This is a genomic window from Glutamicibacter sp. NPDC055354 (assembly GCF_053644955.1).
In genome coordinates this window covers 426,292-449,044 of the sequence record NZ_JBSHMB010000002.1, presented here as the reverse complement: position 1 = coordinate 449,044, position 22,753 = coordinate 426,292, and the positions used below count along the sequence as shown (strand labels likewise).

General features: G+C 61.5%; 22 protein-coding genes and 1 tRNA gene. 12 read left to right on the top strand and 11 right to left on the bottom strand.

Going from position 1 to position 22,753, the window contains the following annotated elements; genetic code table 11:
* Positions 1-61: 61 nt before the first annotated feature.
* The 4 genes from ACWICV_RS12330 to ACWICV_RS12315 form a co-directional block, all read right to left on the bottom strand.
* Entirely contained in the window at positions 62-907 is an 846-nt protein-coding gene (locus ACWICV_RS12330) for a phage holin family protein (protein WP_454091093.1), read from the bottom strand.
* Between the two features lie 273 nt (positions 908-1,180).
* Positions 1,181-1,256, bottom strand: a tRNA-Asn gene (locus ACWICV_RS12325).
* 139 nt (positions 1,257-1,395) lie between these two features.
* Positions 1,396-2,469 (bottom strand): glycosyltransferase family 4 protein, encoded by a 1,074-nt coding sequence (locus ACWICV_RS12320; protein ID WP_454091092.1) that lies wholly within the window; start codon positions 2,467-2,469, stop codon positions 1,396-1,398.
* Positions 2,470-2,511: 42 nt separating this feature from the next.
* Complete coding sequence (locus tag ACWICV_RS12315) at positions 2,512-3,765, bottom strand: MFS transporter (RefSeq protein ID WP_454091091.1); 1,254 nt, start codon at positions 3,763-3,765, stop codon at positions 2,512-2,514.
* Between the two features lie 353 nt (positions 3,766-4,118).
* Here ACWICV_RS12315 and ACWICV_RS12310 point away from each other — a divergent pair, with 353 nt between their 5' ends.
* From ACWICV_RS12310 to ACWICV_RS12300, 3 genes are read left to right on the top strand one after another with little or no spacing between them, the layout of a single operon-like run.
* Positions 4,119-5,612: a pyridoxal phosphate-dependent decarboxylase family protein gene (locus ACWICV_RS12310; protein WP_454091090.1), complete on the top strand. Its 1,494-nt coding sequence runs from the start codon at positions 4,119-4,121 to the stop codon at positions 5,610-5,612.
* Positions 5,609-6,955, top strand: coding sequence for a lysine N(6)-hydroxylase/L-ornithine N(5)-oxygenase family protein (locus ACWICV_RS12305; RefSeq protein ID WP_454091089.1), 1,347 nt, complete (start codon positions 5,609-5,611; stop codon positions 6,953-6,955). Before ACWICV_RS12310 ends, ACWICV_RS12305 begins: the two co-directional genes overlap by 4 nt.
* A 10-nt stretch (positions 6,956-6,965) precedes the next feature.
* Positions 6,966-9,314 carry a GNAT family N-acetyltransferase gene (locus ACWICV_RS12300; protein WP_454091088.1) on the top strand — a complete coding sequence of 783 codons (2,349 nt, stop codon included), beginning with the start codon at positions 6,966-6,968 and terminating at the stop codon, positions 9,312-9,314.
* A gap of 54 nt (positions 9,315-9,368) precedes the next feature.
* Here the strand turns inward: ACWICV_RS12300 and ACWICV_RS12295 are convergent, their stop codons facing one another.
* Positions 9,369-10,016 carry a maleylpyruvate isomerase family mycothiol-dependent enzyme gene (locus ACWICV_RS12295; protein WP_454091087.1) on the bottom strand — a complete coding sequence of 216 codons (648 nt, stop codon included), beginning with the start codon at positions 10,014-10,016 and terminating at the stop codon, positions 9,369-9,371.
* 208 nt (positions 10,017-10,224) lie between these two features.
* Between ACWICV_RS12295 and ACWICV_RS12290 the strand changes: the two genes are divergently transcribed.
* The 5 genes from ACWICV_RS12290 to bioB all read left to right on the top strand — a co-directional run bounded on the left by ACWICV_RS12290 (position 10,225) and on the right by bioB (position 13,913).
* Entirely contained in the window at positions 10,225-10,569 is a 345-nt protein-coding gene (locus ACWICV_RS12290) for a PadR family transcriptional regulator (protein WP_454091086.1), read from the top strand.
* Positions 10,570-10,571: 2 nt separating this feature from the next.
* The gene (locus ACWICV_RS12285; protein ID WP_454091085.1) at positions 10,572-10,943 is read left to right on the top strand and encodes a DUF1048 domain-containing protein; all 372 of its coding nucleotides are present in this window, start codon (positions 10,572-10,574) and stop codon (positions 10,941-10,943) included.
* Between the two features lies 1 nt (position 10,944).
* Positions 10,945-11,736, top strand: coding sequence for an ABC transporter ATP-binding protein (locus ACWICV_RS12280; RefSeq protein ID WP_454091084.1), 792 nt, complete (start codon positions 10,945-10,947; stop codon positions 11,734-11,736).
* The gene (locus ACWICV_RS12275; RefSeq protein ID WP_454091083.1) at positions 11,733-12,500 is read left to right on the top strand and encodes an ABC transporter permease; all 768 of its coding nucleotides are present in this window, start codon (positions 11,733-11,735) and stop codon (positions 12,498-12,500) included. The genes ACWICV_RS12280 and ACWICV_RS12275 overlap by 4 nt, the downstream gene beginning before the upstream one ends.
* 180 nt (positions 12,501-12,680) lie before the next feature.
* Positions 12,681-13,913, top strand: a complete 1,233-nt coding sequence (gene bioB / locus ACWICV_RS12270) for a biotin synthase BioB (protein ID WP_454091082.1) — start codon at positions 12,681-12,683, stop codon at positions 13,911-13,913.
* Between the two features lie 21 nt (positions 13,914-13,934).
* Here the strand turns inward: bioB and map are convergent, their stop codons facing one another.
* Entirely contained in the window at positions 13,935-14,717 is a 783-nt protein-coding gene (gene map, locus ACWICV_RS12265) for a type I methionyl aminopeptidase (protein WP_332594826.1), read from the bottom strand.
* A gap of 46 nt (positions 14,718-14,763) precedes the next feature.
* Between map and ACWICV_RS12260 the strand changes: the two genes are divergently transcribed.
* From ACWICV_RS12260 to ACWICV_RS12250, 3 genes are all read left to right on the top strand, one after another.
* Positions 14,764-15,048, top strand: a complete 285-nt coding sequence (locus ACWICV_RS12260; protein ID WP_332731018.1) for a helix-turn-helix domain-containing protein — start codon at positions 14,764-14,766, stop codon at positions 15,046-15,048.
* A 56-nt stretch (positions 15,049-15,104) separates the two neighbouring features.
* The gene (locus ACWICV_RS12255) at positions 15,105-16,127 is read left to right on the top strand and encodes an LLM class flavin-dependent oxidoreductase (RefSeq protein WP_105657221.1); all 1,023 of its coding nucleotides are present in this window, start codon (positions 15,105-15,107) and stop codon (positions 16,125-16,127) included.
* Positions 16,128-16,237: 110 nt separating this feature from the next.
* The gene (locus tag ACWICV_RS12250) at positions 16,238-16,675 is read left to right on the top strand and encodes a 6,7-dimethyl-8-ribityllumazine synthase (RefSeq protein WP_454091081.1); all 438 of its coding nucleotides are present in this window, start codon (positions 16,238-16,240) and stop codon (positions 16,673-16,675) included.
* 96 nt (positions 16,676-16,771) lie between these two features.
* Here ACWICV_RS12250 and ACWICV_RS12245 read toward each other — a convergent pair whose 3' ends face one another.
* Entirely contained in the window at positions 16,772-17,428 is a 657-nt protein-coding gene (locus tag ACWICV_RS12245; protein ID WP_454091080.1) for a DUF6308 family protein, read from the bottom strand.
* 135 nt (positions 17,429-17,563) lie between these two features.
* Between ACWICV_RS12245 and ACWICV_RS12240 the strand changes: the two genes are divergently transcribed.
* A complete protein-coding gene (locus tag ACWICV_RS12240; protein ID WP_013348303.1) occupies positions 17,564-17,938 on the top strand; it encodes a PH domain-containing protein in 375 nt (124 codons plus the stop codon).
* 44 nt (positions 17,939-17,982) lie between these two features.
* Here the strand turns inward: ACWICV_RS12240 and ACWICV_RS12235 are convergent, their stop codons facing one another.
* From ACWICV_RS12235 to ACWICV_RS12220, 4 genes are read right to left on the bottom strand one after another with little or no spacing between them, the layout of a single operon-like run.
* Positions 17,983-19,209 (bottom strand): glycerate kinase family protein, encoded by a 1,227-nt coding sequence (locus tag ACWICV_RS12235; RefSeq protein ID WP_454091079.1) that lies wholly within the window; start codon positions 19,207-19,209, stop codon positions 17,983-17,985.
* A 58-nt stretch (positions 19,210-19,267) separates the two neighbouring features.
* A complete protein-coding gene (locus ACWICV_RS12230; RefSeq protein ID WP_454091078.1) occupies positions 19,268-20,827 on the bottom strand; it encodes an SLC13 family permease in 1,560 nt (519 codons plus the stop codon).
* The gene (locus ACWICV_RS12225) at positions 20,824-22,344 is read right to left on the bottom strand and encodes an ATP-binding protein (RefSeq protein ID WP_332486669.1); all 1,521 of its coding nucleotides are present in this window, start codon (positions 22,342-22,344) and stop codon (positions 20,824-20,826) included. Before ACWICV_RS12225 ends, ACWICV_RS12230 begins: the two co-directional genes overlap by 4 nt.
* A complete protein-coding gene (locus tag ACWICV_RS12220) occupies positions 22,337-22,528 on the bottom strand; it encodes a hypothetical protein (RefSeq protein WP_332499411.1) in 192 nt (63 codons plus the stop codon). Before ACWICV_RS12220 ends, ACWICV_RS12225 begins: the two co-directional genes overlap by 8 nt.
* Between the last annotated feature and the right edge of the window lie 225 nt (positions 22,529-22,753).

Sequence of the window (22,753 nt, the reverse complement as noted above, 5' to 3'; positions counted from 1 at the left end):
TCATACGACGGGGCACGCGCACGCTTGGTACGGCTAATGCCTGGCCCCGTCGGCGAAAGACCTAGGAGCGCTTGAACAATGCGCGGACAACAGCCATCAGCGCCAGCCCGGAACCTGCCATCACGATATACGGTCGTGCCTGCTCTAAGCGGTTTGAGCCGGCTCTGTCAGCCTCCGATTGGTCTTCGGAAGACGAAGACGAGGAAGGGCGAACGAATCCCTTCGCCTTGGCAGCTGCTCCGGAGAACTTTTCCCCAGCTCCCTGGGTGAAGGAACGAATCTTGTCGATCTTGGCCAGTGGCGCTTGCACGCTCTCGCCCAGGTTGTCACGCAGAGCCTGGATCTGGCGGCGGCGACGCTTGGTGCGAAGGATCAGCTCATCGACACTCGGTGCCGGAGGCTTCGGTTCCTTCTTCTTTTCAGCCTTCTCGTCATCCTCAGCCGACTTCTTCTTCAGCGGCTCATCAAGAGTGCTGACATCGAAGGCGCTGCCGTCCTTGAGCACGCCCAAGTCGTGGCGGAGTCCGCGAATAGCTGCTTCCGGTTTCAGCGGCAGTGCCTTCTTGACCTTGGCATATCCAACCAATCCCAAGATGGCAGCAACCAGCAAGAAGAATCCTGCAACGATCAATGCGGCTGCCCAACCGGGCAACCAGAGAGCCAATACATTGACCAGGGTAACTACAACAGCAATGACGAAGAGCAGCACTACGAGCAGTGCAGCTCCGGCGAGCGCCGCCGCCATGCCAATGCTGATTCCCTTGCCTTTGAGTACCGTAGTCGCGAGTTTGATCTCGTCCGAGAGCTGTTGTGGAACAAGCTCCTTGAGACCATCAACCTGCGTCTTAGCACTCTTGACACTCGACTTAAGGCTTTCGTCAGCTTGCGTCGATTCAGCTTCAGACATGGTTTCTCCATATTCTCGATCGCTCAGCAACCGGTACATCAAACGCTAACACCCCGGTTGCCGCATACGACTCAGTCTTCAGGCGTAAAACCCACTGCATTTATCTCATGCTGTGGGTGTAACTGTTAACGATTCGAAAGTCTATCGTCTAATCACCTGTGGTTATAGGAGGTTCGGGTGTTGTTGGGTTTTCACTTCGAATTTGCGCATGGCAACGACCGCTTTTGGGTAAAACAAAACCTCCCAGCTACTTGCGGAGCTGGGAGGTTTCTTTGGCTCCTCCAACTGGACTTGAACCAGTAACCCTTCGATTAACAGTCGAATGCTCTGCCAATTGAGCTATGGAGGAATGCAACGAGTAATACTTTAGCACTGGCCAAGTGCCGTTTTCAAATCGGAAGTTCCCGTTGCGGAGCATGCGTTCCCTGCCCCGAAATTCCGCCATTTTCCGGGCGAGACCGGATGCTTATCCACCAAGCAGCAGCAAACTACTTTCTGTGATCTGCCGCATATCTGGCCAAATCCAGCAGCTGCTGCGCTGATTGTTCCCATGAATAGTGCCTGGCTCGTTCCACGGCGCGTTGCGAATACTGTCTCCAGGTAGCCTGCTCATCCAAAGTGCGTACTTGGTCCGCGAAGCCTTGTACATCATCTGCCGAAGCGTACAGCGCGGCGTCATCCGCGACTTCCCTGAAAATCGGCATATCGGTGGCAATCACCGGAGTTCCCATGCTCATCGCTTCGACCAGGGGAAGCCCGTAGCCTTCTTCTCGCGAAAGGGTTACCAAGGCAGTGCATTCGCTGAGCAGCTGCTCGTATTCCTCGTCGCTGACACCGCGGTGGAATACCACTGTGGCTTGCGAGGGGATGAGCTTGGATAATTCAGCATGACGTTGCTCGTTGATCCCGCTTAGCAGGTGCAGCTCATAGTCCGGCAGGTGCGCCATGCCGCGGATGAGTGTCTCGACGTTCTTGTATTCCATGAAGGAACCCATATAGACCAAGGTCTTCTTGGGACGCTTCGCTTGGTCTCGACGAGCAAAATTTCCGGTGGGGGCGTTGGACACCAGTCCAATATGCTTCTTGGTCAGTCGATGCCTGCGCATGAGATCGGCTGTGGTGTTGGAAACGGTAGCCACCGCGTCGGCACGATTCAGGAGCATCCGCTGCGGCCAGTAGACCTGATGGAACAAGAACCATCCAGCGCGAATCGGAGCAGGCAGGAACTTCGGTGCATGCGGATGCGAGTAGTAGATCAAATCATGCAAGGTCAAGACCAAGGGATATTTCCGCCCCAACGATCCGATGGTCTGCATGGGCGAGAACACGACATCCGGCTTGAGCTTGTTGATCTGCAGGGCGACGAATGGCTCGAGCACGCTCGTGGGGCCGGAAATCTTCAGATACGGAACATCGGGGAGCATTGCCAGCTGCCTGGTGTCGTTGACCAGCATCGTGACCTCGGCAAGCTTGCTGGCGGCCTCGATCAACCCGGCGGTATACCGGCTAATGCCATCATGGTGGGTGATGCGGGTGTATCGAGCGTCGATAACGAGTTTCACGTGCGCGGTTGCCTTTACTTCGTGGTGCGTATGCTTTCCAGCCTAACGGCTTGCGGGGCCGCGCATCACTAGGTAGCTAATAACTGAGAGGGTTGCGGCAACGACCCAGGCAAGCAGTCCAGCGGTAATCCCCCACGCGCTGGCCAATGCGCCGCCCGCCAATCCGCCAACGGGTACGACTCCAAAGGTGAATAACCGGCGTGCGCTTAGGACCCGGCCCAGCAGCTGCTCCGGAACGATCTGCACAATCCAGGACGAGGCAGCAATGTTGAAGAGCAGCACGACGATTCCCCATCCCAGCGCGAAAATTCCCAGCAGCACCATGGACCACATTTCGGTTGCATAAGCCGCGGCCAATACGCAGCCCGCCAAAACTGCCTGCATCGAACCGGTGTAGATCAGCAAGGTTGCCGGAGCGAATTTTCCAGCCAGCGTTCCTGCGATAGCAGCTCCAATTAGCCCGCCAACGCCACTCACCGAGGCGAAAAGGCCGTACCCGAATTCGCCAAAGCCGAGCTCGTTGATAATGAAGATCGCTTCCACCGATGACCCGATGGCCAGCCCCAAGTTGGAGAACATCACTGCAACGGTAATTGCCAAGAGCAGGCGGTGCCGGGCCAGATACCTGAGGCCAGCCAGGATGCCGCCCCGTTCGGTCGACGGCCCGGGGCGGCGGCCAGGGCCTGGCGACAGGCGAGAGGAACGCACCTGCAGGGCCATCAGCATTGCCAGCAGGCCCAGAGCCGTCGAGATGCTCAGCAGCGCTGGCGCTCCCCACAGCGCGAAGCCGGTTCCCGCCAAGGCCGGGACAATCACGGTCATTGACTGGTCCGCAGCTCCCAGCGAGGCGATCAACTTGCTAATGCTCGCCGCTCGGACTTCAGGCTCATCTCCGATGAGCTGCGGAACGGCAGTGGTTTGGGACGTTTCGGAAAAAACATTGCAGAAGCCGAGCAATGCGCACAACAGCATCCCCAGCGGGATCGTTAGCTCCTCGGCGAAGGACAGCGCCGCTAGGCACCCCAGCAGGAAAAGCTTGGACCCGAGACCGATGCGCAGGACCCGCAACGCGGAATACTTGTCGACCAAATGGCCCGCGGGGATGCTGGCGAGCACAAAGGAAAGGGAACCAAGCGCATTGAGCACTCCCATCTGCATGGCAGTTGCGCCAAGGGTACCCACGAACAGCAGATCAATCGTGATATCAGAAAGTGAGCGTCCTGCCGCGTCCGTTGCGTTCGACCCGAGGAGCAGACGCTGGGATCGCTGGACTTTTCCCTGGCTTGCCGTGGCCACTTGCCCTCCCTTGCTCTAACTGTTTGATCATACAGTTCTAGCTTGAAAGTGCAATCAAACGATTAGTGATAATTCCGGGACATTGGAAGTCGAGAAGTTCTCTCCACTTCAACCTCGCAGGGGTCCAACTTCAGCCCCGCTCAGATGCAGGTCAGCGGCTAACTTATCACAGCCGGGTGCCGTCCGCAGGAAAATGTAGAAACTTTTCTCCTGGCGGAGAGAGTGAATTACTCGGCTTGCATTAACTAATTGAAGTGTGTTGTTAATAGATTCTTGTTAGGTGAGCCTGACCAACTATTGATTGTCTCTATCTGAGGAGCATGCTTTTGGGTGCCTCACTGCCTACCCTGCAAATGCCTGATCTACCACTGCCGATCTACGATGATTCGTTGCTCTGCGCAGACACCGCCCGTGTCTACGAAAACGAGTCGCGTGAAGCCATTTCACGCGTGGCCCACCGATTGGCATCGGTGAACGCGCCGACGACCGGACCGACTCCGCAGCAGTTGCAGGAACGCATCGACCTGGTCGACCTGCATAGTCCGTTGGGTTCAACCCAGGACTCGTTCGCCGAGCTGAATGAGTTGTATTTCAACGACGCGGTCTACTTCCACGACCCGAAGTACGCGGCGCACTTGAACTGCCCCGTCGTGATCCCTGCGGTGGTCGCCGAGAACTTCGTCACTAGCATCAACACCTCGATGGACACTTTTGACCAGAGCGCTGGAGCAACACTGATCGAGCGCAAACTCATCGATTTCACCGCCGATCTGATCGGCTTCGGGACCGGGCAGGCCGACGGAATCTTTACCTCTGGCGGAACTCAATCCAACCTTCAGGCCATGCTGATCGCACGAAACACCGCAACCGCAAAGCTGCGGGGCACCTTGCCTGAACGGCTGGCTAATCTGCGGATCTATTGCTCGGAAGATGCGCACTTCTCGATTCGCAACGCCGCGATGCTCCTTGGCCTGGGCTACGACGCGGCCGTGGCGATCCCTACAGACGCCCAGCACCGCATGGATGCGCATGCATTGCGCGTGCGCCTGGACGCAGACCTCGCCGCCGGTTTGGTGCCCATGGCCATCTCCGCCACCAGCGGGAATACCGACTTCGGGGCCATCGATCCGTTGCCCCAGCTGCGTGCTATCGCCACAGAAGTAGGCGCGTGGTTCCATGTGGATGCCGCATACGGTTGCGGCCTGCTCGTCTCCAACTCCCACCGCCACCGGCTGGACGGCATTGAATTGGCCGACTCGGTCACCGTGGATTACCACAAGTCCTTCTTCCAGCCCATCGGCTCCAGCGCCTTGGTGGTCCGCTCGGCGGCCTCCATGGAATCCATCGCCCACTATGCCGAGTACCTGAACCCGCGTGCGGAGGCCGAGTCCACCCCCAACCAGGTCTCGAAGTCCCTGCAGACCACACGGCGCTTCGATGCGCTGAAGCTGTGGGTCACGTTGCGCTCTTTGGGGGCCAGCCGTTTGGGTGCCATGTTCGACCAGGTCATCGCCTTGGCAGAGGACGCTCAACAGGAAGTTGCCATGCGCGCCCAGCTACGGATGGCAGCCGACGTGCAGCTGAGCACGCTGGTCTTCTCCTTTGAAGATCCACAGCACCCACTGGAACTGGACGAGCACAATGCCCTGGCCAACCAGATCCGCCAACGCCTCTATGCCAGCGGCGAAGCGATGATCGCCGCCACCACGGTCAAAGGCAAACGCCTGCTGAAACTGACGCTGCTCAACCCGAATACGACCCTGGCCGATATCAGCGAGATCCTCGACGCTATCTGCCGGATTGGTTCCGGACTGCTGGCCGAACGCACCCTTGGAGAGAAGAAATGATTGAACCTACCGAGCACTTTGACGTCATCGCTATTGGCGCTGGCCCTTTCAATCTGGGTTTTGCCGCCTTGGCCGATGGATTGGATGATCTGCACGTTGCAGTTCTGGAAGCAGGAGAGAAGTTCGTCTGGCACCCTGGCATGATGCTTCCCGGAACCCATCTCCAGGTTCCCTTCATGGCAGATCTGGTGACCATGGCGGACCCGACCAGCAAGCATTCGTTCTTGAACTATCTCAAGGAAAAACAGCGGCTTTACCCGTTCTATATCCGCGAAGACTTCTACGCGCTGCGCGAGGAGTATTCCAACTACCTGGCGTGGGCCGCAGAAAATATTCAAAGCGTACGATTCGGGCACCGGGTGCTCGAAGCCGAATACCACGACGGGGTCTACCGGTTGTCGGTGCTCACTGCCGCAGGACTGACCCGCTTCACCGCAGACAAGTTGGTGCTGGGCACCGGATCCCAGCCTTATCTGCCGCCGGTTCTCACCACGGAAGCACAAGCCACCGGCAACTTGGTGCACTCAAGCGACTACGCCTTCCACCGCGAGAAACTCCTATCCTCCCGGACCGCAGGTTCCGGCCCGAAAGTAACTGCTGTGCTCGGCAGCGGCCAGAGCGCCGCAGAAATCTTCTTGGATCTTCTGCGCAGCTTGCCAGAAGAGGATCATCTGGTGTGGGCAACGCGTTCAGAACGCTACTTCCCGCTGGAATACACCAAGCTCACTTTGGAGATGACATCTCCGGAATACATCGACCACTTCCATGCCCTGCCCATGGATCAGCGGGATGTCCTGTCAGCAGAGCAAAAGGGGCTCTACAAGGGGATCAACGCGGACTTGATCAACGAAATCCACGAGGAGCTCTACCAGCGAAGCGTCAATGGCGCAGCGAATGTGCACCTGCGTACCGGCTGCGCGGCCACGAGCATCGGCGCTGACACGGATCACCTGGCCATCAGCTTGCGCCATGAACGCACCGGAGAAGACCTGGAATTCCTCGCCGACCACCTAGTCATGGCAACCGGCTACCGCGCAGGCACTCCGGACTTCTTGCAAGGCATCAGCCAACGCATCGATTACCTTCCCGATGGCCGCTTCAATGTAGATCGCGAATATTCCATCGGGTTGGACCAGGACATCTTCGTGCAGAACGCTGAACTGCACACCCACGGCTTCACCGCTCCGGATCTGGGCATGGGAGCCTACCGCAATTCAGTAATTATCAACCGCTTGGCTGGACGCGAGGTCTACCCGGTCGAGCGACGGATCGCTTTCCAGCGATTCGGCGCCGCCGAACTCAGCGGCTTGCCCACTTCCGCCACTGCCAGCGCACGAGCCTAAGGAACTTCCGATGACCAACTACACTTTCCGTTCCGTGACGTTGCCCGGGGATACTGCGCTGCTGCATTCGTGGATTGCCACCGCGCATGCCTCCTTCTGGTGCATGGCCAACGCAACCGAAAAGGAAATCGAAGCAGAATACCGCACATTGCTTGGCACCCCAGGCTACGAAGTCCTCTTCGGCATCGACGCATCAGGAGACGAGAAATTCCTTGTCGAGCTCTACGACCCCGCAGCATCGCCCCTGGCCGATGCGTACAACTGCGTCCGCGGCGACCGTGGACTGCACTTCCTGGCTCCGGCAGCCACCGAGCCGCAGCCTGGGTTCACCCTCGAAGCTCTCTCCTCGGCCATGGTCCAGGCTTTCGCCCTGCCCGGAACCGAACGAATCATCGTGGAACCTGACCTGCGCAACAAAGCCATCCATGCCCTGAATGCCCGAGTTGGCTTCCGCCCGGTACGTCCAGTGGAGCTCTCCGAAGCAGACGGCTCAATCAAGCAGGCACTGCTGTCCATCTGCACTCGCCAGGACTTCGAAACCGCTACCGGCCGCGGCTTGGAATCCTCATTCCTCTCCCCTGCACGTTGGGACATCGCCAACCGCCATGTCTTGGCCAAGGCCCTGGGCGAATTTTCGCATGAGCGCCTCCTGGAGCCTGCCGGCCATGGAGAAAACCGCTACTCAGTCCAGAAGGATGCCCACCGCTACAGCTTCAGCGCCCAGCGGTACCAGCTGAACCACTGGTTGGTCTCACCGCAGTCCGTGGAACACCACCACTTCGTTGACGGCAGCTGGCAGCAGGCAGAGGTGGACGCCATTGAGTTCATCACCCACTTCTGCCAGGAACTCACGCTTTCCCCGGTGCAGTTGCCCACCTACCTTGAAGAGCTCTCATCCACACTGGCCAGCCACTGCTACAAGCTGGTTCATGCAACCCATAATTCAGCACAGCTGGCGCGGTTCGACGGCACAGCCGCTCAGTCCTTCCAGCTCATCGAATCTTCCATGACCGAGGGCCACCCGTGCTTCATAGCCAACAACGGAAGAATGGGCATCGGGCGCACCGACTACCTGAGGTACGCCCCCGAAACCGGTTCCGCCCTGCACCTTGGCTGGGCTGCCGCCCACAAGTCCCGAGCACAATTCGACGCCGTGGATTCGCTGGATTACGAAGGGCTGCTGGCCGCCGAGCTGGATCCAGCCGAGCGCCAGCGCTTGGATGCGGCCCTGGAGGCCTCCTTGTCCGGCACCGGCTATGCAGCCGGGGACTACATCTTCATTCCGGTGCACCCTTGGCAATGGGAGAACCGCCTGTCGATCACGTTCGCCAATGATATTGCGCGCAAGCAATTGATCTGGCTGGGCACCAGCGTTGACGAGTACCAGGCGCAGCAGTCGATCCGCACCTTCTTCAACCTGTCCAACCCGGAACGACACTACGTCAAGACGGCAATGTCGATCTTGAATATGGGGTTCATGCGCGGGCTCAGTGCCGAGTACATGAAGGTGACTCCCGCGATCAACCAGTGGTTGGGCGAGTTGTTCGCAAAGGACCCGGTGCTCTCGATCCAGCCGGTCGCCCTGCTGCGTGAAATTGCGGCCGTAGGCTACCGCAACCCGCAGTTCGAAGCAGCCACCGGCAAGAGCGATCCGCAGCGGAAGATGCTGGCTGCGCTGTGGCGGGAGTCCCCGATCAGCCTGCTGGGCCCGGAAGAAAAGTTGGCTACGATGGCCAGCCTATTGCATGTCGATGCGTCCGGCAGGTCCTTTGCCGGCGCCCTCATTCGCCGCAGCGGGCTAGCACCGGCCGACTGGCTAAGCCGTTACCTCGATGCCTACCTCATTCCGCTGGTGCATTGCCTGGCTGCCTATGATTTGGTGTTCATGCCGCATGGCGAAAACGTGATCATGGTGCTTGAGAACGGTGCTGTGAAGAAGGTCCTGCTCAAGGATCTGGGCGAAGAGATTGCCGTGCTCTCGGACCGGGTGGAACTCCCGGAGGAGATTCGCCGGGTACGCACCGGTGGAGATCCGGTTTTGTCGGTCTTCACGGATGTCTTTGATTCGTTCTTCCGCTTCCTCGCGCCGCTGCTGGATGCCGAAGAACTGCTTTCCGAAGCAGATTTCTGGAAGACCGTAGTTCAACGGCTGCTGGATTATCGCGGGCAGCACCCGCAGTTCGCTGAACGCTTTGATCAGCTGGGACTTTTTGCGCAGAACTTCCCGCTGTCGTGCTTGAACCGCCTGCAGTTGCGCAACAACCAGCAGATGCTGGATCTCGCCGACCAGTCCGGAGGCCTGGTCTACGCAGGCGATCTGGAGAACCCGCTGGCCACCGCTCTCATTCCCGCTGGCTGATTTGCCAGCTTCCCCAGCATCGCGCCGTACAGTCATCGTGCGGCGCGATGCTTGCTATTTCCGCGGCTGTGCCGTGATCCTGCGTGCCAGCTCGCCGACCCCTGCGCCCTGAAGCCGCGGGAGGACCTGTTCCCTTCCGGCCATCGCCAGGACCAGATCCAGCATTTCGCCACGCACCTCGGGACCGTTCCCGCAACTGAAAGCGTCGTCCACCGCCGACATCCGCAACCCCTTAACCAGGGTGCTGCTATTGACTGCGAAGTCCTTGGAGGCGAAGAATCCTGCCACCGCTCGCAGTGCCGTGGGTTCAGGCCGCAGGATCAGATCGAGCGCCTGGACGATGTCCTGACCGTGCACTACCACTTCGCCCAGCAAACCGGTCACCGAGTTCAGCGGGGCAATGGACTTGCTGGCAGAACGATTGAAATTATCCAGCGTTTGCCGGGCGCCGTTCCCGAGCTGCGGGCGCAGCAGCCGCTCGTTGTGCCGGTCGGCATTGAATCCGGAACGAGCCATATTCACCAGCCAGCGGGCGGTCGAAGTGGATCCGGCGGCCGCCAGGTGCGCCGCCACATCGCGGATCTGCCAGTTCGCGCATAGCGATGGGGCGTTCCACTGCTCCGGAGCCAAGCTGCCCAGCAATCCTGCCAACCGCGCACGCTCGGCATGGACCATCTCCCAATGCCATCTCGCATCCTTCATGGCGCCTCATCCCCATAGATCCAGTACCGGCTCAGCTTCCAGGAGCATACCGGATTTCCGGTTGCGCCATCTTGCCACTGGTCAAATGGCGGTTCTCCAAAGCCACGAAAAATATCTGGAAAATCTTGGTACTAAGTATTGCTAAATACCGCTACTTAGTTCTACTATCTACTCGTACTCAATGACACTAAGTAGAGAGGGGTGCAGTATGGCCACACAGATGACCGAGATGCTCAAAGGCACCTTGGAAGGGATCGTCCTGGCGATCCTGGCCGAATGCCCGGCCTACGGATACGAGATCACCACGGAACTGCGCGAACGCGGCTTCACCGATCTGGCCGAGGGAACGATCTACGCGCTGCTGGTGCGCATCGAGCAGAAAGGCCTCGTTTCGGTGGAGAAAGTCCCGTCCGAAAAAGGGCCTCCCCGCAAGGTCTTCACCCTCAACCCCAGCGGCAAGCAGCAGCTCGACGACTTCTGGACCACCTGGAACCTGCTCGTCTCCCGCATCAACAACCTCCCCCACCCGAGCACCCCGCAGAAAGGGCACTGATCATGGTCGCCAAATGGATTGAAGCTTTCACCGGCTCACTGGAGCAGAAGAAGCAGTACAAGCAGAGCATGGCACGCCTCAAGGCCCTGCCCCAGCCCTATGCCAAGGCCGCTGCAGGAGTGCAGCGCTACCTGCTGAACCAGAGCGGGGTCACCGATGCCGAAACGATGATCTCCATGTATTCGGACCTGGCCGACCTCTTCGAAGGAGCAGCCGCCAACGGCACCGCGCTGCGCGAACTGCTTGGCCAGGACCCGGCGGAATTCGCCGATGACTTCGCCCAGGCCTACGGGGGCAAGCGCTGGACCGACAAGGAACGCAGCCGCCTGGCCGACACCATTTCCGAAGCAGAGAACGAATCGAAGGAGCAATGACGTGAATACCGCATTGGCCCCGGAACCGGCCATCGAGGTCACCGGATTGGTCAAGTCATTCAAGAAGCTGCCCGTGCTGCGCGGACTGGACTTCACCGTGCAGCCTGGCAGCATCTTCGCCTTGCTCGGTTCCAATGGCGCCGGCAAGACGACGCTGGTGCGGATCCTGGCCACCCTCCTTCCCGCCGATGCGGGGACCGCCCGGGTCTGCGGAGCTGCAGTGCGCGAGAACCCGGTCCAGGTCCGCCGGTCGCTGGGCCTGACCGGGCAATTCGCCGCAGTGGACGAGGTACTGACCGGGCGCGAAAACTTGCTGCTGATCGCGCGGCTGCTCCGCTTGGAGAATCCGCGGGCCATCGCCAGCGGCTTGCTGGAGCGCTTCAACCTCTGCGATGCAGCGGACCGGCCCGCAGGAACCTACTCCGGCGGGATGCGCAGGCGCCTTGATATCGCCATGGGACTGGCCGGCAACCCGCCAGTGCTCCTGCTCGACGAGCCGACCACCGGACTGGATCCCCAATCGCGCCGCGAAACCTGGCAGGTGATCCGCGACTTGGCCGAATCCGGCACCACGATCCTGCTCACCACCCAGTACCTGGATGAAGCAGAGCACCTGGCCGATCAAATCGCCATCCTCCACGAGGGCACCATCATCCACCAGGGCACGCTGGCCGAACTCCAGGCCCTGCTGCCGCCGGCCACCACCGAGCTGGTGGCCAAGCGGCCAAGCCTGGAGGAGATATTCCTGGAACTGATCGGCCACCACCAGCGAACCGAAGGGAGCAAGCCATGAGCATCGCGGCACTGCAGGAAACCCGAATACTCACCGGGCGCTCGATGCGCCACGTTGTGCGCAGCCCCGACACCATCATCACCACGGCCATCACCCCGGTGGCCATGATGCTGCTGTTCACCTACGTCTTCGGCGGGGCCATCGGCACCAGCGCCACCGGGCCGTACATCAACTACTTGCTGCCCGGGATCCTGGTCATCACCATCGCCTCCGGGGTCGCCTACACCTCCTACCGGCTGTTTCTGGACCTGCGCGATGGGCTGGTGCAGCGCCTGCGCTCCATGCCGATCTCCCGCTCCAGCGTGCTCTGGAGCCATGTGGCGACCTCGTTGGCGGCGAACCTCCTGTCCCTGGCGCTGGTACTGGGGGTCGCCCTGGCCATGGGCTTCCGCTCCTCCGCCTCCATGGCAGCGTGGATCGCCGTGCTCGCGCTGCTGTGCCTGGTGCCCCTGAGCCTGACCTGGGCAGCGGTGCTTGCCGGCTTGAGCGCGAAATCGGTGGATGGCGCCAGCGCCTTCAGTTACCCGCTGATCTTCCTGCCCTTCATTTCCTCGGCGTTCGTTCCCACCGAGTCAATGCCCGGGCCGGTGGCCTGGTTCGCCGAGCACCAGCCGATCACTGCTATCGTCGATTCGCTGCGCGCCCTGCTGTCGCAAGAACCCGTGGGTTCCGAGCTCTGGATCGCCCTGGCCTGGCTGGCAGGCATCTTGATCCTGGCTTGGGCGCTGGCCACGCGGATCTACCGGAGCAAGACCTCCAGCTGAGCAGCGGGCGCGCGGCACGGGACGCGCGCCGTCTGCAACTGCCACGGGAAGCAGCGCAAGCCCCCGACTTGAACATTGTTCAAGTCGGGGGCTTTTCGTGTACATTGGTGCCAGCAATTGAACACCGTTCAAGAATGGCTGCACCTTGGCAGGCAGCCATCCAACCAGGCGAAGGAACCCATGAGCATCCCCGCGCAGCGCACCAACACCGCAGATTTCACCGAGCTGGCCGCACGCATCTCCGCTGGCCACCAGCTCACCGCAGCAGAGGCCCTCGGGCTGCTGGCCACCAGCGACGCTCAGACGTCGGCACTGGTCAGTGCGGCCGGGGTGCTGCGGCGCAAGCATTTCGGCAACACCGTGAAGGTCAACTACCTGGTCAACCTGAAGTCCGGCTTATGCCCCGAGGACTGCACCTACTGTTCCCAGCGTCTGGGCTCCAAGGCCGAAATCCTGAAATACACCTGGCTCAAGCCCGGCGAAGCGGTGCGCCAGGCAGGTTTGGGCATCGCCGGCGGCGCCTCGCGGGTCTGCATGGTCGCCTCCGGCAAGGGACCCACGGACCGCGATGTGCAACGCGTCGCGGACATGATCGGCGCATTGAAGGAAGAGCATCCGCAGGTCGAGGTCTGCGCCTGCATCGGCATCCTGAAGCAGGGGCAGGCCCAGCGGCTCAAGGAGGCCGGCGCCGACGCCTACAACCACAACCTGAATACGGCCGAGTCCCTCTACCCGGAAATCTGCAGCACCCACAGCTTCGCCGAGCGCGTCTCCACCGTCCAGCAGTCCAGGTCCGCCGGCCTCTCCCCCTGCTCGGGGCTCATCGTTGGACTGGGCGAAACTCCTGAGCAACTGGTCGAGGCGATCTTCGCCTTGCGCGCGCTGGAGGCCGATTCCATTCCGGTGAACTTCTTGATGCCTTTCGACGGCACCCCGCTGGAAGGCACCTGGAACCTGACCCCGCGCGCGTGCCTGCGGATCCTGGCCGTAGTGCGATTAGCCTGCCCGGACAAGGAGATCCGGATGGCCGGCGGACGCGAAATGCACCTGCGTTCCTTGCAGGCCAACGCCCTGGAAGTGGCCAATTCGCTGTTCCTCGGCGACTACCTGACCAGCGAAGGCCAGGACGCGAAAGCCGACCTGGCGATGATTGCCGACGCGGGTTTCGTGGTGCTGGGCCAAGAAGGCCAGGACCCGGCGCAGCTGGCCAGGACGCTGCGCGAAGCCGCCGGCCACGCTTCGCGCCAGCCGGAGGATGCGGGCAACGCCGGGGCCAACGGGTGCAGCGGATCGTGCTGCACCTCCGTTGCTTCCCCGGCCTGCGGCAGCGCCTCCTCGGGCTGCGGCACCGGCACGGCCGAACCGGTGCTCCGCCGCCGCGGTGCCGGGACCGGGGAAAGCCCGAACGCCTGATCGCCGCCATGCGGCCTCTGCCTATGCCGAGAGGTCGGTGGGCAGGGTGAGAATCTCCGCGCCAGTTTCCGTGATGGCAATGGTGTGCTCGGTGTGCGCGGTGCGGCAGCCGGTGGCACTGCGCAGGGTCCAGCCATCACGGTCGGTCACCAGCTTGCTGGTATCGGCCATGACCCACGGTTCGATGGCCAGCAGAAGACCGGGACGCAGCGTGTACCCGCGTCCGCGGCGGCCGTCGTTGGAAACGTGAGGATCCTGATGCATGGTGCTGCCGATGCCGTGGCCGCCGAATTCCATATTGACCTTGTACCCTTCGGCGGTCAGCACCGATCCGATGGCGAAGGACAGGTCGCCGATCTTGGCTCCGGGACGCGCCTCGGCGATGGCGGCAGCCAGGGCGCGTTGCGTGGTCTCGATCATCTTCAGGTCTTCTGCACGCGCAGCCGTGCCGACAATGAAGCTGATCGCCGCGTCGGAGGCGATGCCTTTCAAGGTGACGGCCAGATCCAGGGTGAGCAAGTCGCCATCGGCCAGCTGGTAGTCGCGAGGCAGTCCATGGAGCACCGCATCGTTGACTCCCGTGCAGATGTAATGGCCGAAGGGGCCGCTGCCGAAGGACGGGGCGTAGTCGACGTAGCAGGAGACCGCGCCGGCCTCCTCGATCATTTCCTTGGTCCAGGCGTCGATTTCCAAGAGATTGGTGCCGACCTGCACGCGGTGCTTGAGCGTATTGAGGATGTTTCCGACAAGGCGTCCGGTCTCGCGGGCGCGCTCTACTTCGCTGGCTGTGAGAATCTCAATCATTCCAATTACTATACCGGTATTTTAATACCGGTATAATGGTCTCATTATGGTTAGACTGCCGCTTACCGCCCGGGAAATCGAACAGGGCAAGAACCTCGGCGCGCTGCTTCGGCAGGCACGCGGCGAACGAACAATCCTCGACGTCGCGATCCAAGCCGGCCTCTCCCCCGAAACCCTGCGGAAAATCGAAACCGGCCGCGTCGCCACTCCCGCTTTTTCCACCATCGCCGCCGTCGCGGCCGTACTCGGCCTCTCCCTTGACGCGATCTGGTCCGCACTGGACGAGACCAAAGAGTCGAACCGGCCCGAAAGCCCCATCCTGTCGCATTGATTGCCTGAGGTCCCTGGCGGCGGAATATCCTCCCGAGATTACTTGTTGCCTCAAGCATGAAGAACATTGGCTTTTTGTCCTTCGGCCACTGGACCGACCACCCGCAATCAGGCACCCGCACTGCCTCCGACGCCCTGCTGCAGGCCATCGATCTGGCGGTCGCCGCCGAGGAACTCGGCGCGGACGGCGCCTATTTCCGCGTGCACCACTTCGCCCAGCAATACGCCTCCCCGTTCCCGCTGCTGGCTGCCATCGGCGCGCGAACCAGCCGCATCGAGATCGGTACCGGCGTCATCGACATGCGCTACGAGAACCCGCTGTACATGGCTGAGGATGCAGGCTCCGCCGACCTGATTTCCAATCGCCGCCTGCAGCTGGGCATCAGCCGTGGTTCGCCCGAGCAGGTCATTGACGGCTGGCGCCACTTCGGCTTCGAGCCGCGCGAGGGCGAATCGGATGCCGATATGGGCCGCCGGCATACCGAGCGCCTGCTCGAGGTGCTTTCCGGGGAAGGCTTCGCCGAGCCTAGCCCGAACCCGATGTTCCCCAATCCCCCGGGCCTGCTGCGCATCGAGCCGCATTCGGACACCTTGCGCGAACGCATCTGGTGGGGTTCCGGATCCAATGCCACTGCAGTGTGGGCCGCGAAGCTGGGCATGAACCTGCAGAGCTCCACGCTCAAGGACGATGAATCGGGCAAGCCCTTCCATGTCCAGCAGGCCGAGCAGATCCAGCTCTACCGCGACGCCTGGAAGGAAGCCGGCCACTCACGCGAACCGCGCGTCTCGGTGAGCCGCAGCATCTTCGCACTGACCGATGAGCGCGACTGGCAGTACTTCGGCCGTGACCGCTACAGCTCGGACCAGATCGGCAACATCGATGAGAAGACCCGTGCGGTCTTCGGCAAGTCCTATGCCGGGGAACCAGATGAACTGGCCAAGAAGCTGGCCGAAGACGAAGCCATCGCCGCGGCGGATACGCTCCTTCTCACCGTTCCAAACCAGTTGGGCGTGGACTACAACGCCCACGTCATCGAATCAGTGCTCAAGCACGTGGCCCCGCTGATGGGCTGGCGCTGAACCGGCTCATTCGTTACGCGGATCCCTTCCCCATTTATTCCATTGAGACCCACGCCACTAGGGTAGATCAAAAGACTTAGACATTTGCACGCAGAATCAGGGAGCAACTCATGAGCAAGCCATTGAACGTCGCCTTCATCAAGGCCAGCTGGCATGCGGATATCGTCGACCAGGCCATGGCCGGCTTCAAGGCCGAGATGGATTCTTCCGGGCAGGAATACACCATCAATGTCGTCAGCGTACCCGGCGCCTACGAAATGCCGTTGCAGGCCCAGCGCCTGGCGAAGACCGGCAAGTACGATGCAGTGGTAGCCGCAGCCCTCGTGGTTGACGGCGGCATCTACCGCCACGACTTCGTTGCCCAGGCGGTAGTGGACGGCTTGATGCGGGTCCAGCTGGATACCGATGTACCTACTTTCTCGGTCAGCCTGACCCCGCACCACTTCCACTCGAACGACGAGCACCAGGGCTTCTACTTCGAGCATTTCCTCAAGAAGGGCGCCGAGGCTGCCCGCGCGGTTCAGGCCGTAGCAGCTATCGAGCTCTAGGGAATACGCGAAAAACAGGCGTGCCGCCGTGAACGCCGTTGTCAACGGCCAAGGCAGCACGCCTGTTCCTATTCAGGGCCAAGCCCTAGGCGCGATCTACAAATGCCTTATTTCGCGCTTTCCTTGCTTCCATAATGCAATATCCAAAATTCGTAATAACGACAAATGAGGTTGGCCGGCCTCAGCCCTGATCGCTCTGAGCTTGTCTACAAATTCCGCGGCCTCGGAAGAACCGTCGTGGAAGGCGGAGTACCAAACGATCCATTGTTCTCCACTGCCTTTGATCCCGGCAACTGCTTCGACAACCGAATCGTAAACCGGAATCAAGTCCGGCCGCTTGCGAGCCATGATCTTGCTTGCCGTGGTTTGGCCAACCTTCCAAGGGTCTTCATGTTGCCGTAGAAGCGACCACAATTTATCCGCAGGCGATCCCTCATCGAGATATTTCTCGAATAATTCTGGCGTCAAATTCTCGAACTTCAAGTCCTGCGGAATCTGGGACAGCAATTCGCTGATTTGCTCGGCTAGCGTTTCGAGGATTCCCAAGGAAGCCTGCGCTGGCACGTCAACGGAGAGCATCGATACCGCCACCAAGTCGGTCGCAGTGATTCGATGTGGATCAGTATCGACACCTTCACCAAGAGTTTCAAAGCGCGATCCAGAATACTTGGGCCGACCGTTTCCCATGGTCCCGAAATAGTCCCTTACATCTTCTACCGCAGTGCTGAAGTCTACTTTTGATCGAAGTTGCATTTACGCTGACCCCATTGTTGGTTGAAGATTTGATTATTTCACCGTACCTGAAAGTACCGACAAGTTGGGCTCTCAGCCATGATTCGGGAAATCAGTCGTCGCCTATTTGTCCCTCATCCTTCGTACACTCTTTACATGATTGATTTCAATAATTCCTCTGTCTTCAAATTGGGCCCATGGGACCTTTCACAAGTCGCACCGGAGATCGTACCCATGATGGTCACTGGCGAAGAGCTACTAAGCGCTTTCAAGGGTGCACGCGACTACGTGGTCTTCAGCAACAAGAGACTCATCGCCGTCAATGTGCAAGGCATGACCGGCAAAAAGCGGGATTACACCTCGTTACCGTATTCGAAAGTCCAGTCGTTCTCCGTTGAAACAGCTGGAACCTTCGATCTGGATGCGGAGCTGGACCTGTGGTTCAGCGGGTTGGGCAAAGTTCGTCTGGAGTTCAAGGGCAAAGTTGATGTCCGGGCCCTCTCTCAGCTCATCGCCTCCTACGTGCTCTAGCAAGACAGCACGCCTGTTCCTATTCAGGGCGAGACCGCTGGCTGCTACCAAGCCTCGCGCGGGCTGAGCCGGGCTGCTGCCATTGATGCACCCAGAATGATGGTGCGCATGAAGCGTTCGGCCGCTTCGATCAGCAGCCGTTCCCCGTCATCCACTGCTTCTTGCAGCGTCATCGGGATCGGCATGATCGAGGCAATGGCGTCAATTCCGATATCGTGCACGTCTCGGCAGCCGCGGCCCAGAGTTCCTGCCAGGGCCACTACCGGCACCCCATGCAGCGCCGCGCGCCGCGCTACCTCCGCCGGCACCTTGCCCTTGGGCGTCTGGAAGTCGATGGCGCCTTCTGCGGTGATGACCAGATCCGCTCCGCGCAGCATCGAGTCCAGATCGATGCCGGCCAAGCCCGAGTCCAGGATCGCCTCGAAGCGAGGCAAGAGCACCGCCCCCACCGCCGCCAAGCCAGCGCCCAGCCCGCCCGAAGCACCCGTCCCCGGGGCCAAAGCGAAATCCGTGGAGCGCGAGGACTCCAGCGCATCGCGCCGCAGGATCGAGGCCCAGCGTTCGAAACCTGCTGACATGATTTCGACCTGTTCCGGAGTTGCCCCCTTCTGCGGACCGAAAACGCGGGCCACTCCGCGCGGGCCGGTCAGCACATTGTGCGGGTTCAGCGCCATGGTGATCCGGACATTCCCGGCAGCCAGGGCCGGGTGCAGGCCGGACAGATCCAACCGGTCCACCGATCCGAGGTAGTTGCCGCCGGCCTTGACCTCATGGTCGTTGGCATCAAGGATTCGTGCACCCAGCGCCTGCAATGCCCCCATGCCGCCATCCGAGGTACCCGAATCGCCGCAGCCCACGAGGATCTTGGAGGCCCCGGCATCAATGGCGGCCGCGATCAGCTCGCCCACACCGTAGCTGGTGGTGGTTCCCGGATCCCGCTGGTCGCGGGGAACCAGCCGCAGGCCCGCAGCGGCGGCCATTTCGACGACTGCCGTTCCGGCCGCTTCGCCACCGAGCATGGCGTAGTGGGACTCGACTTGCTGTCCGACCGGACCGGTGACTGCCATTGGCACCAGGTGGCCGCCGGTAGCGCACGCCAAGGTTTCTGCGGTGCCTTCGCCGCCATCGGCGATGGGCACTGCCTTGACCGTGGCTCCGGGCAAGGCCCGGCGAACCCCGGCGCCGATGGCCGCCGCGACTGCCGCCGCGTCGAGGGATTCCTTGAATCCGGAAGGGGCGACCAGGATGCGTTGTGGAAGTGCGTGTGCCATGATTCGTTGTCCTTTTCAGTGAGGATGAATGCGATGAGATGTGAAGCTACGAGGTGGTTCAGAGAAACAGCGGCAGTCCCATGGCCGGCCAGATCCAGAAGGCGAAGACCAGGACCAGCAGGACCATGAGCGGTCCGAGCACCGCGCTCAGGCGCAGCAGATCTGCCGGCTTATAGGTTTCGATGCCCTCGATCTCGGAGAACAGGTTCACCGGCTTCGCGCTGCTGGTCAGTGTGTGGCAGAAACCGGCAGCGGCGGTGGAAGCCAGGGCAATGGCTACCGCGTTGACCCCGACGCCCGGGGCCAGCGAGACCACCAGCGGAATCAGCACCGCTGAGCGGGCCGAACGGGACTGGATGACCAGATGCGCCGCGGCAGACACCACCACCACGAGGACGGTGAAGACCCAGGGTGCGGCAGCGCCGAGCTGCTCGACGGGGCCAAGCACCTTGCGGGCCAGCCATTCGGCGGCTCCGCTTCCGGCGAGCGCCGTGCCCAGGGTGAGGGTCGCGGCCATGAAGATGAGCATCGACCACGGCACCGCCTTCAATGCCTTGGCCAGGCCTACAGAGCCATATCCCGGGCTGGCTACCAGCAATGAACCAAGCAGGGCCACGATGGCGGGATGGAGCTGGTGCAGGGGCTCGGTGCACCAGAGCACCACCACAGCCGAGACCAGCAGCGCTGCCCTGGATTGCCCCACCGTGAGCGGACCCGAGAGCGGCACCGGCGAATACTGCTGCAGCCGCTCGATGCCCACCGCCAGCGGTTCTGCGCGGTCCTCCTTGCGGGTGAACATCCACAGCACCAGCTCGGCGCACAGATGGGAGGAAACGAAAGCCAGCGGCAATCCGTAGACCAGCCAGCCGGCGAAGGAGAATCCTTCATGGCCCGCGGTGGCGAGGATCTGGCTGGTGATCAGGTGCGCTCCGGCGCCCAGATAGGATGCCACTGCCGAAAGCAGGATAACCGAGGGGAAAACCAGGGACAGGGCCAGGACGATGCGGCGGCGATCCGCCAACGCCTTGGCCAGGGCAATGAAGACCGGAATGGCCAGGGCCGCGCGCCCGGAAGTGGACGGCACCGCGAATGCGGTAGCCACCAGCACGCCGGTAGTCAGGTGGATCAGCTGCCGCGGGGTGTTCGCCCCTGCGGCTATCCATGCTGCGGCGCGGGTAGCCAGTCCCGTGGCGGTGATCCCCGCCGCGATCACGAAGGCGGCCAGCAAGAGCCAAATGGTGTCTTCTCCCAGCGAGGAGAACAGGTCGGCTTCGGGCAGCACGCCCATGAGCACCAGCACCACTGCTGCGCCCAAGGCGATAAAGGTATCGCCTACTGGCGAGAAGACCCAGAGCCAGATGGCCAAGGCGAAGACCGCCAGGGTCAGGGCCCCTTGGCCTGGCAATGCCTGCCCTGTCCCCGCATCTGGGCCGAAGGCTCCATAGGCGCACCAGCCGAGAAAGCCCAGCAAGACCAGTGCGGCGATGATTCGCGCTGCGTTCTGCTTGCTCCACCGGTTTCGTGCCGCACCGGCGTTGCCCTGTTCCGCGGCCTGGTCCATGGAGCGCTGGGCGGTGTAGCGGAATCCCGAGCGTGGCGCGGTTGGCTTGATGCTCATGACTCACCGCCCAGGCTGCTGGCCATGGATTGGGCGAATTCTTCTTCGCAGCGGATGCCTTGTCCGGCATCAGCTTGCGGGAGGGAAAATCCGAAACTTGTTCCGTTGCCGTTTCCGGATTCCACCCAGGCCGTGCCGCCGTGGGCTTGCGCGACCGCTTTCACCACGGCCAGGCCCAAGCCCATGCCGGATCCCTGCTGGCCGGCTTCCGGGGCACTGCGATAGTTTTCCAGCAGGGCACGGGCCTGGTCCGGGTCCAACGCCGGTCCATCGTTGGCAACCCAGAAGCTGGCCATGCCCTTTGCTGCGGCAGAACCGATCCGGATGCTTTCTCCATCCTCGGTATGCGCGACGGCATTTTGGATCAGTTGGTGCATGGCCTGGGCAACGCGCAGCGGATCAAGCCACGCCTGGGCCTTGGCAGACTCGGCTATGCGGAATCGGCGGTCCGGGTGGGCGCCCGGGCGGGCGGCTGCCGCGGCAACGTCCGCCGTGACTTCGCCGACGGGCACCATTCGGCGCTGGATGAAGTCCGGGTCCGAGCTTTGCGCCAGCAATTCCAGGTCGGCAAGCGTCTGCCCCATCAGTGAAATGTGCGCCTGCGCGGTGCTGATGATCCTGCCGCGTTGCTTCCGGGGCACCTCTTCCTCGTTGAGCTTCTGCAAGGCAGCTGCCATCTTGCGTTGCGGGCTTCCCAGGTGCTCTCGTGCTTCGGCGATGAAGTGGCGTTGGGCCAGATGCGAAGCTTCAACCCGGTCAAGCATCGCATTCAGTGTCCTGGCCAGCTGCGCCAAGTCGTCGCGTCCTTCAACCGGAACGCGGGCCGAGAGGTCATTGGCGCTAATCGAAGCGGCGGTTTCGCTCATGGTGCGGATGGGACGCATGATCTGCCCGGCTGCCAACCAGGCGATCCCCGCGGTCAAGGCCAGTCCCCCGGCGGCCACGCCGAAGAGCATGGTTGCCTGCCGGTTGGCTTCTTCCTGGGCCCCGCCAATGAAGTGCGCGACGACCAGATGGGCTTGGTGCCCCGCCCCGCTGGCTCCGGAGGCATCCTTGGCCTCGGCCTTCGCCCAGCGAACCGTCCCGTGGTTGCTCTCCAGGATTCCGGAGGTCTTCGCGTCATCGAGAATACGGCCCAGGAGCACGGGGTCATCAGCCAGCCAGGTCCCGGCCTGGTTGGCTGCGGTGCCTGCGGTGAGCACCCGTCCATTGGCCTGCGCGAGAATCGCTTCGCCGGCCATCGGCTGCTGGCGGGCCAGATAGCGTTCCATCAATTCACCGATCGAGGAAAACGGGCGAGCTGTCTTCGGGTCCAGTCCCTCGGCGGCGAAGGTCCGGAACTCCTCGATTTCCTGCGCGATGCCCACGTTGGCAGCTTCGGCTACCTGGCCGGACATGATCGAACGCATCGAAACCGTTACGGCCAGCAGGGCCAGTGCAGTAGTGAGCACGATCCACCCGACAATGCGCAACCGTGCCGACACCGTTGATCCCTGGTGCTCATGGATATCAGCCATTGCCGATCAGCTCCTCAGCTTGCGCTTGTGCAGCAGCGGGCTCGGGAGCCGGTGAGAGCTGGACAATGATTGGCTGCTGATGCGGGATGGGCGGATTGGCCTTGTCGGCAAGTGCCTGGCTGGCGCCGGCCAGTCCCGCTGGCACGGCCAACACCATGAGGATGAGAAGTATGCGGCGATTCATGCTTTGAACATTAAAAGACCCTTGTGAGGAGCGCATTAGGCGGTGGTGAGAGGATTATGGCGCGTCCATGAGAAGCAAATGAGAGCGAGCGAATCGCCCCGGGTTCTCGCGTATTTCCGAGGTCCGGCAGCGCGGGGAATTCCTTGAAAATTTTCCCGATCTTCCTATTTCCGGTGTTCATGTTGTGGTCGCAATCCGCGAGCTGCGGGCTTCCTCGCCGCCAGG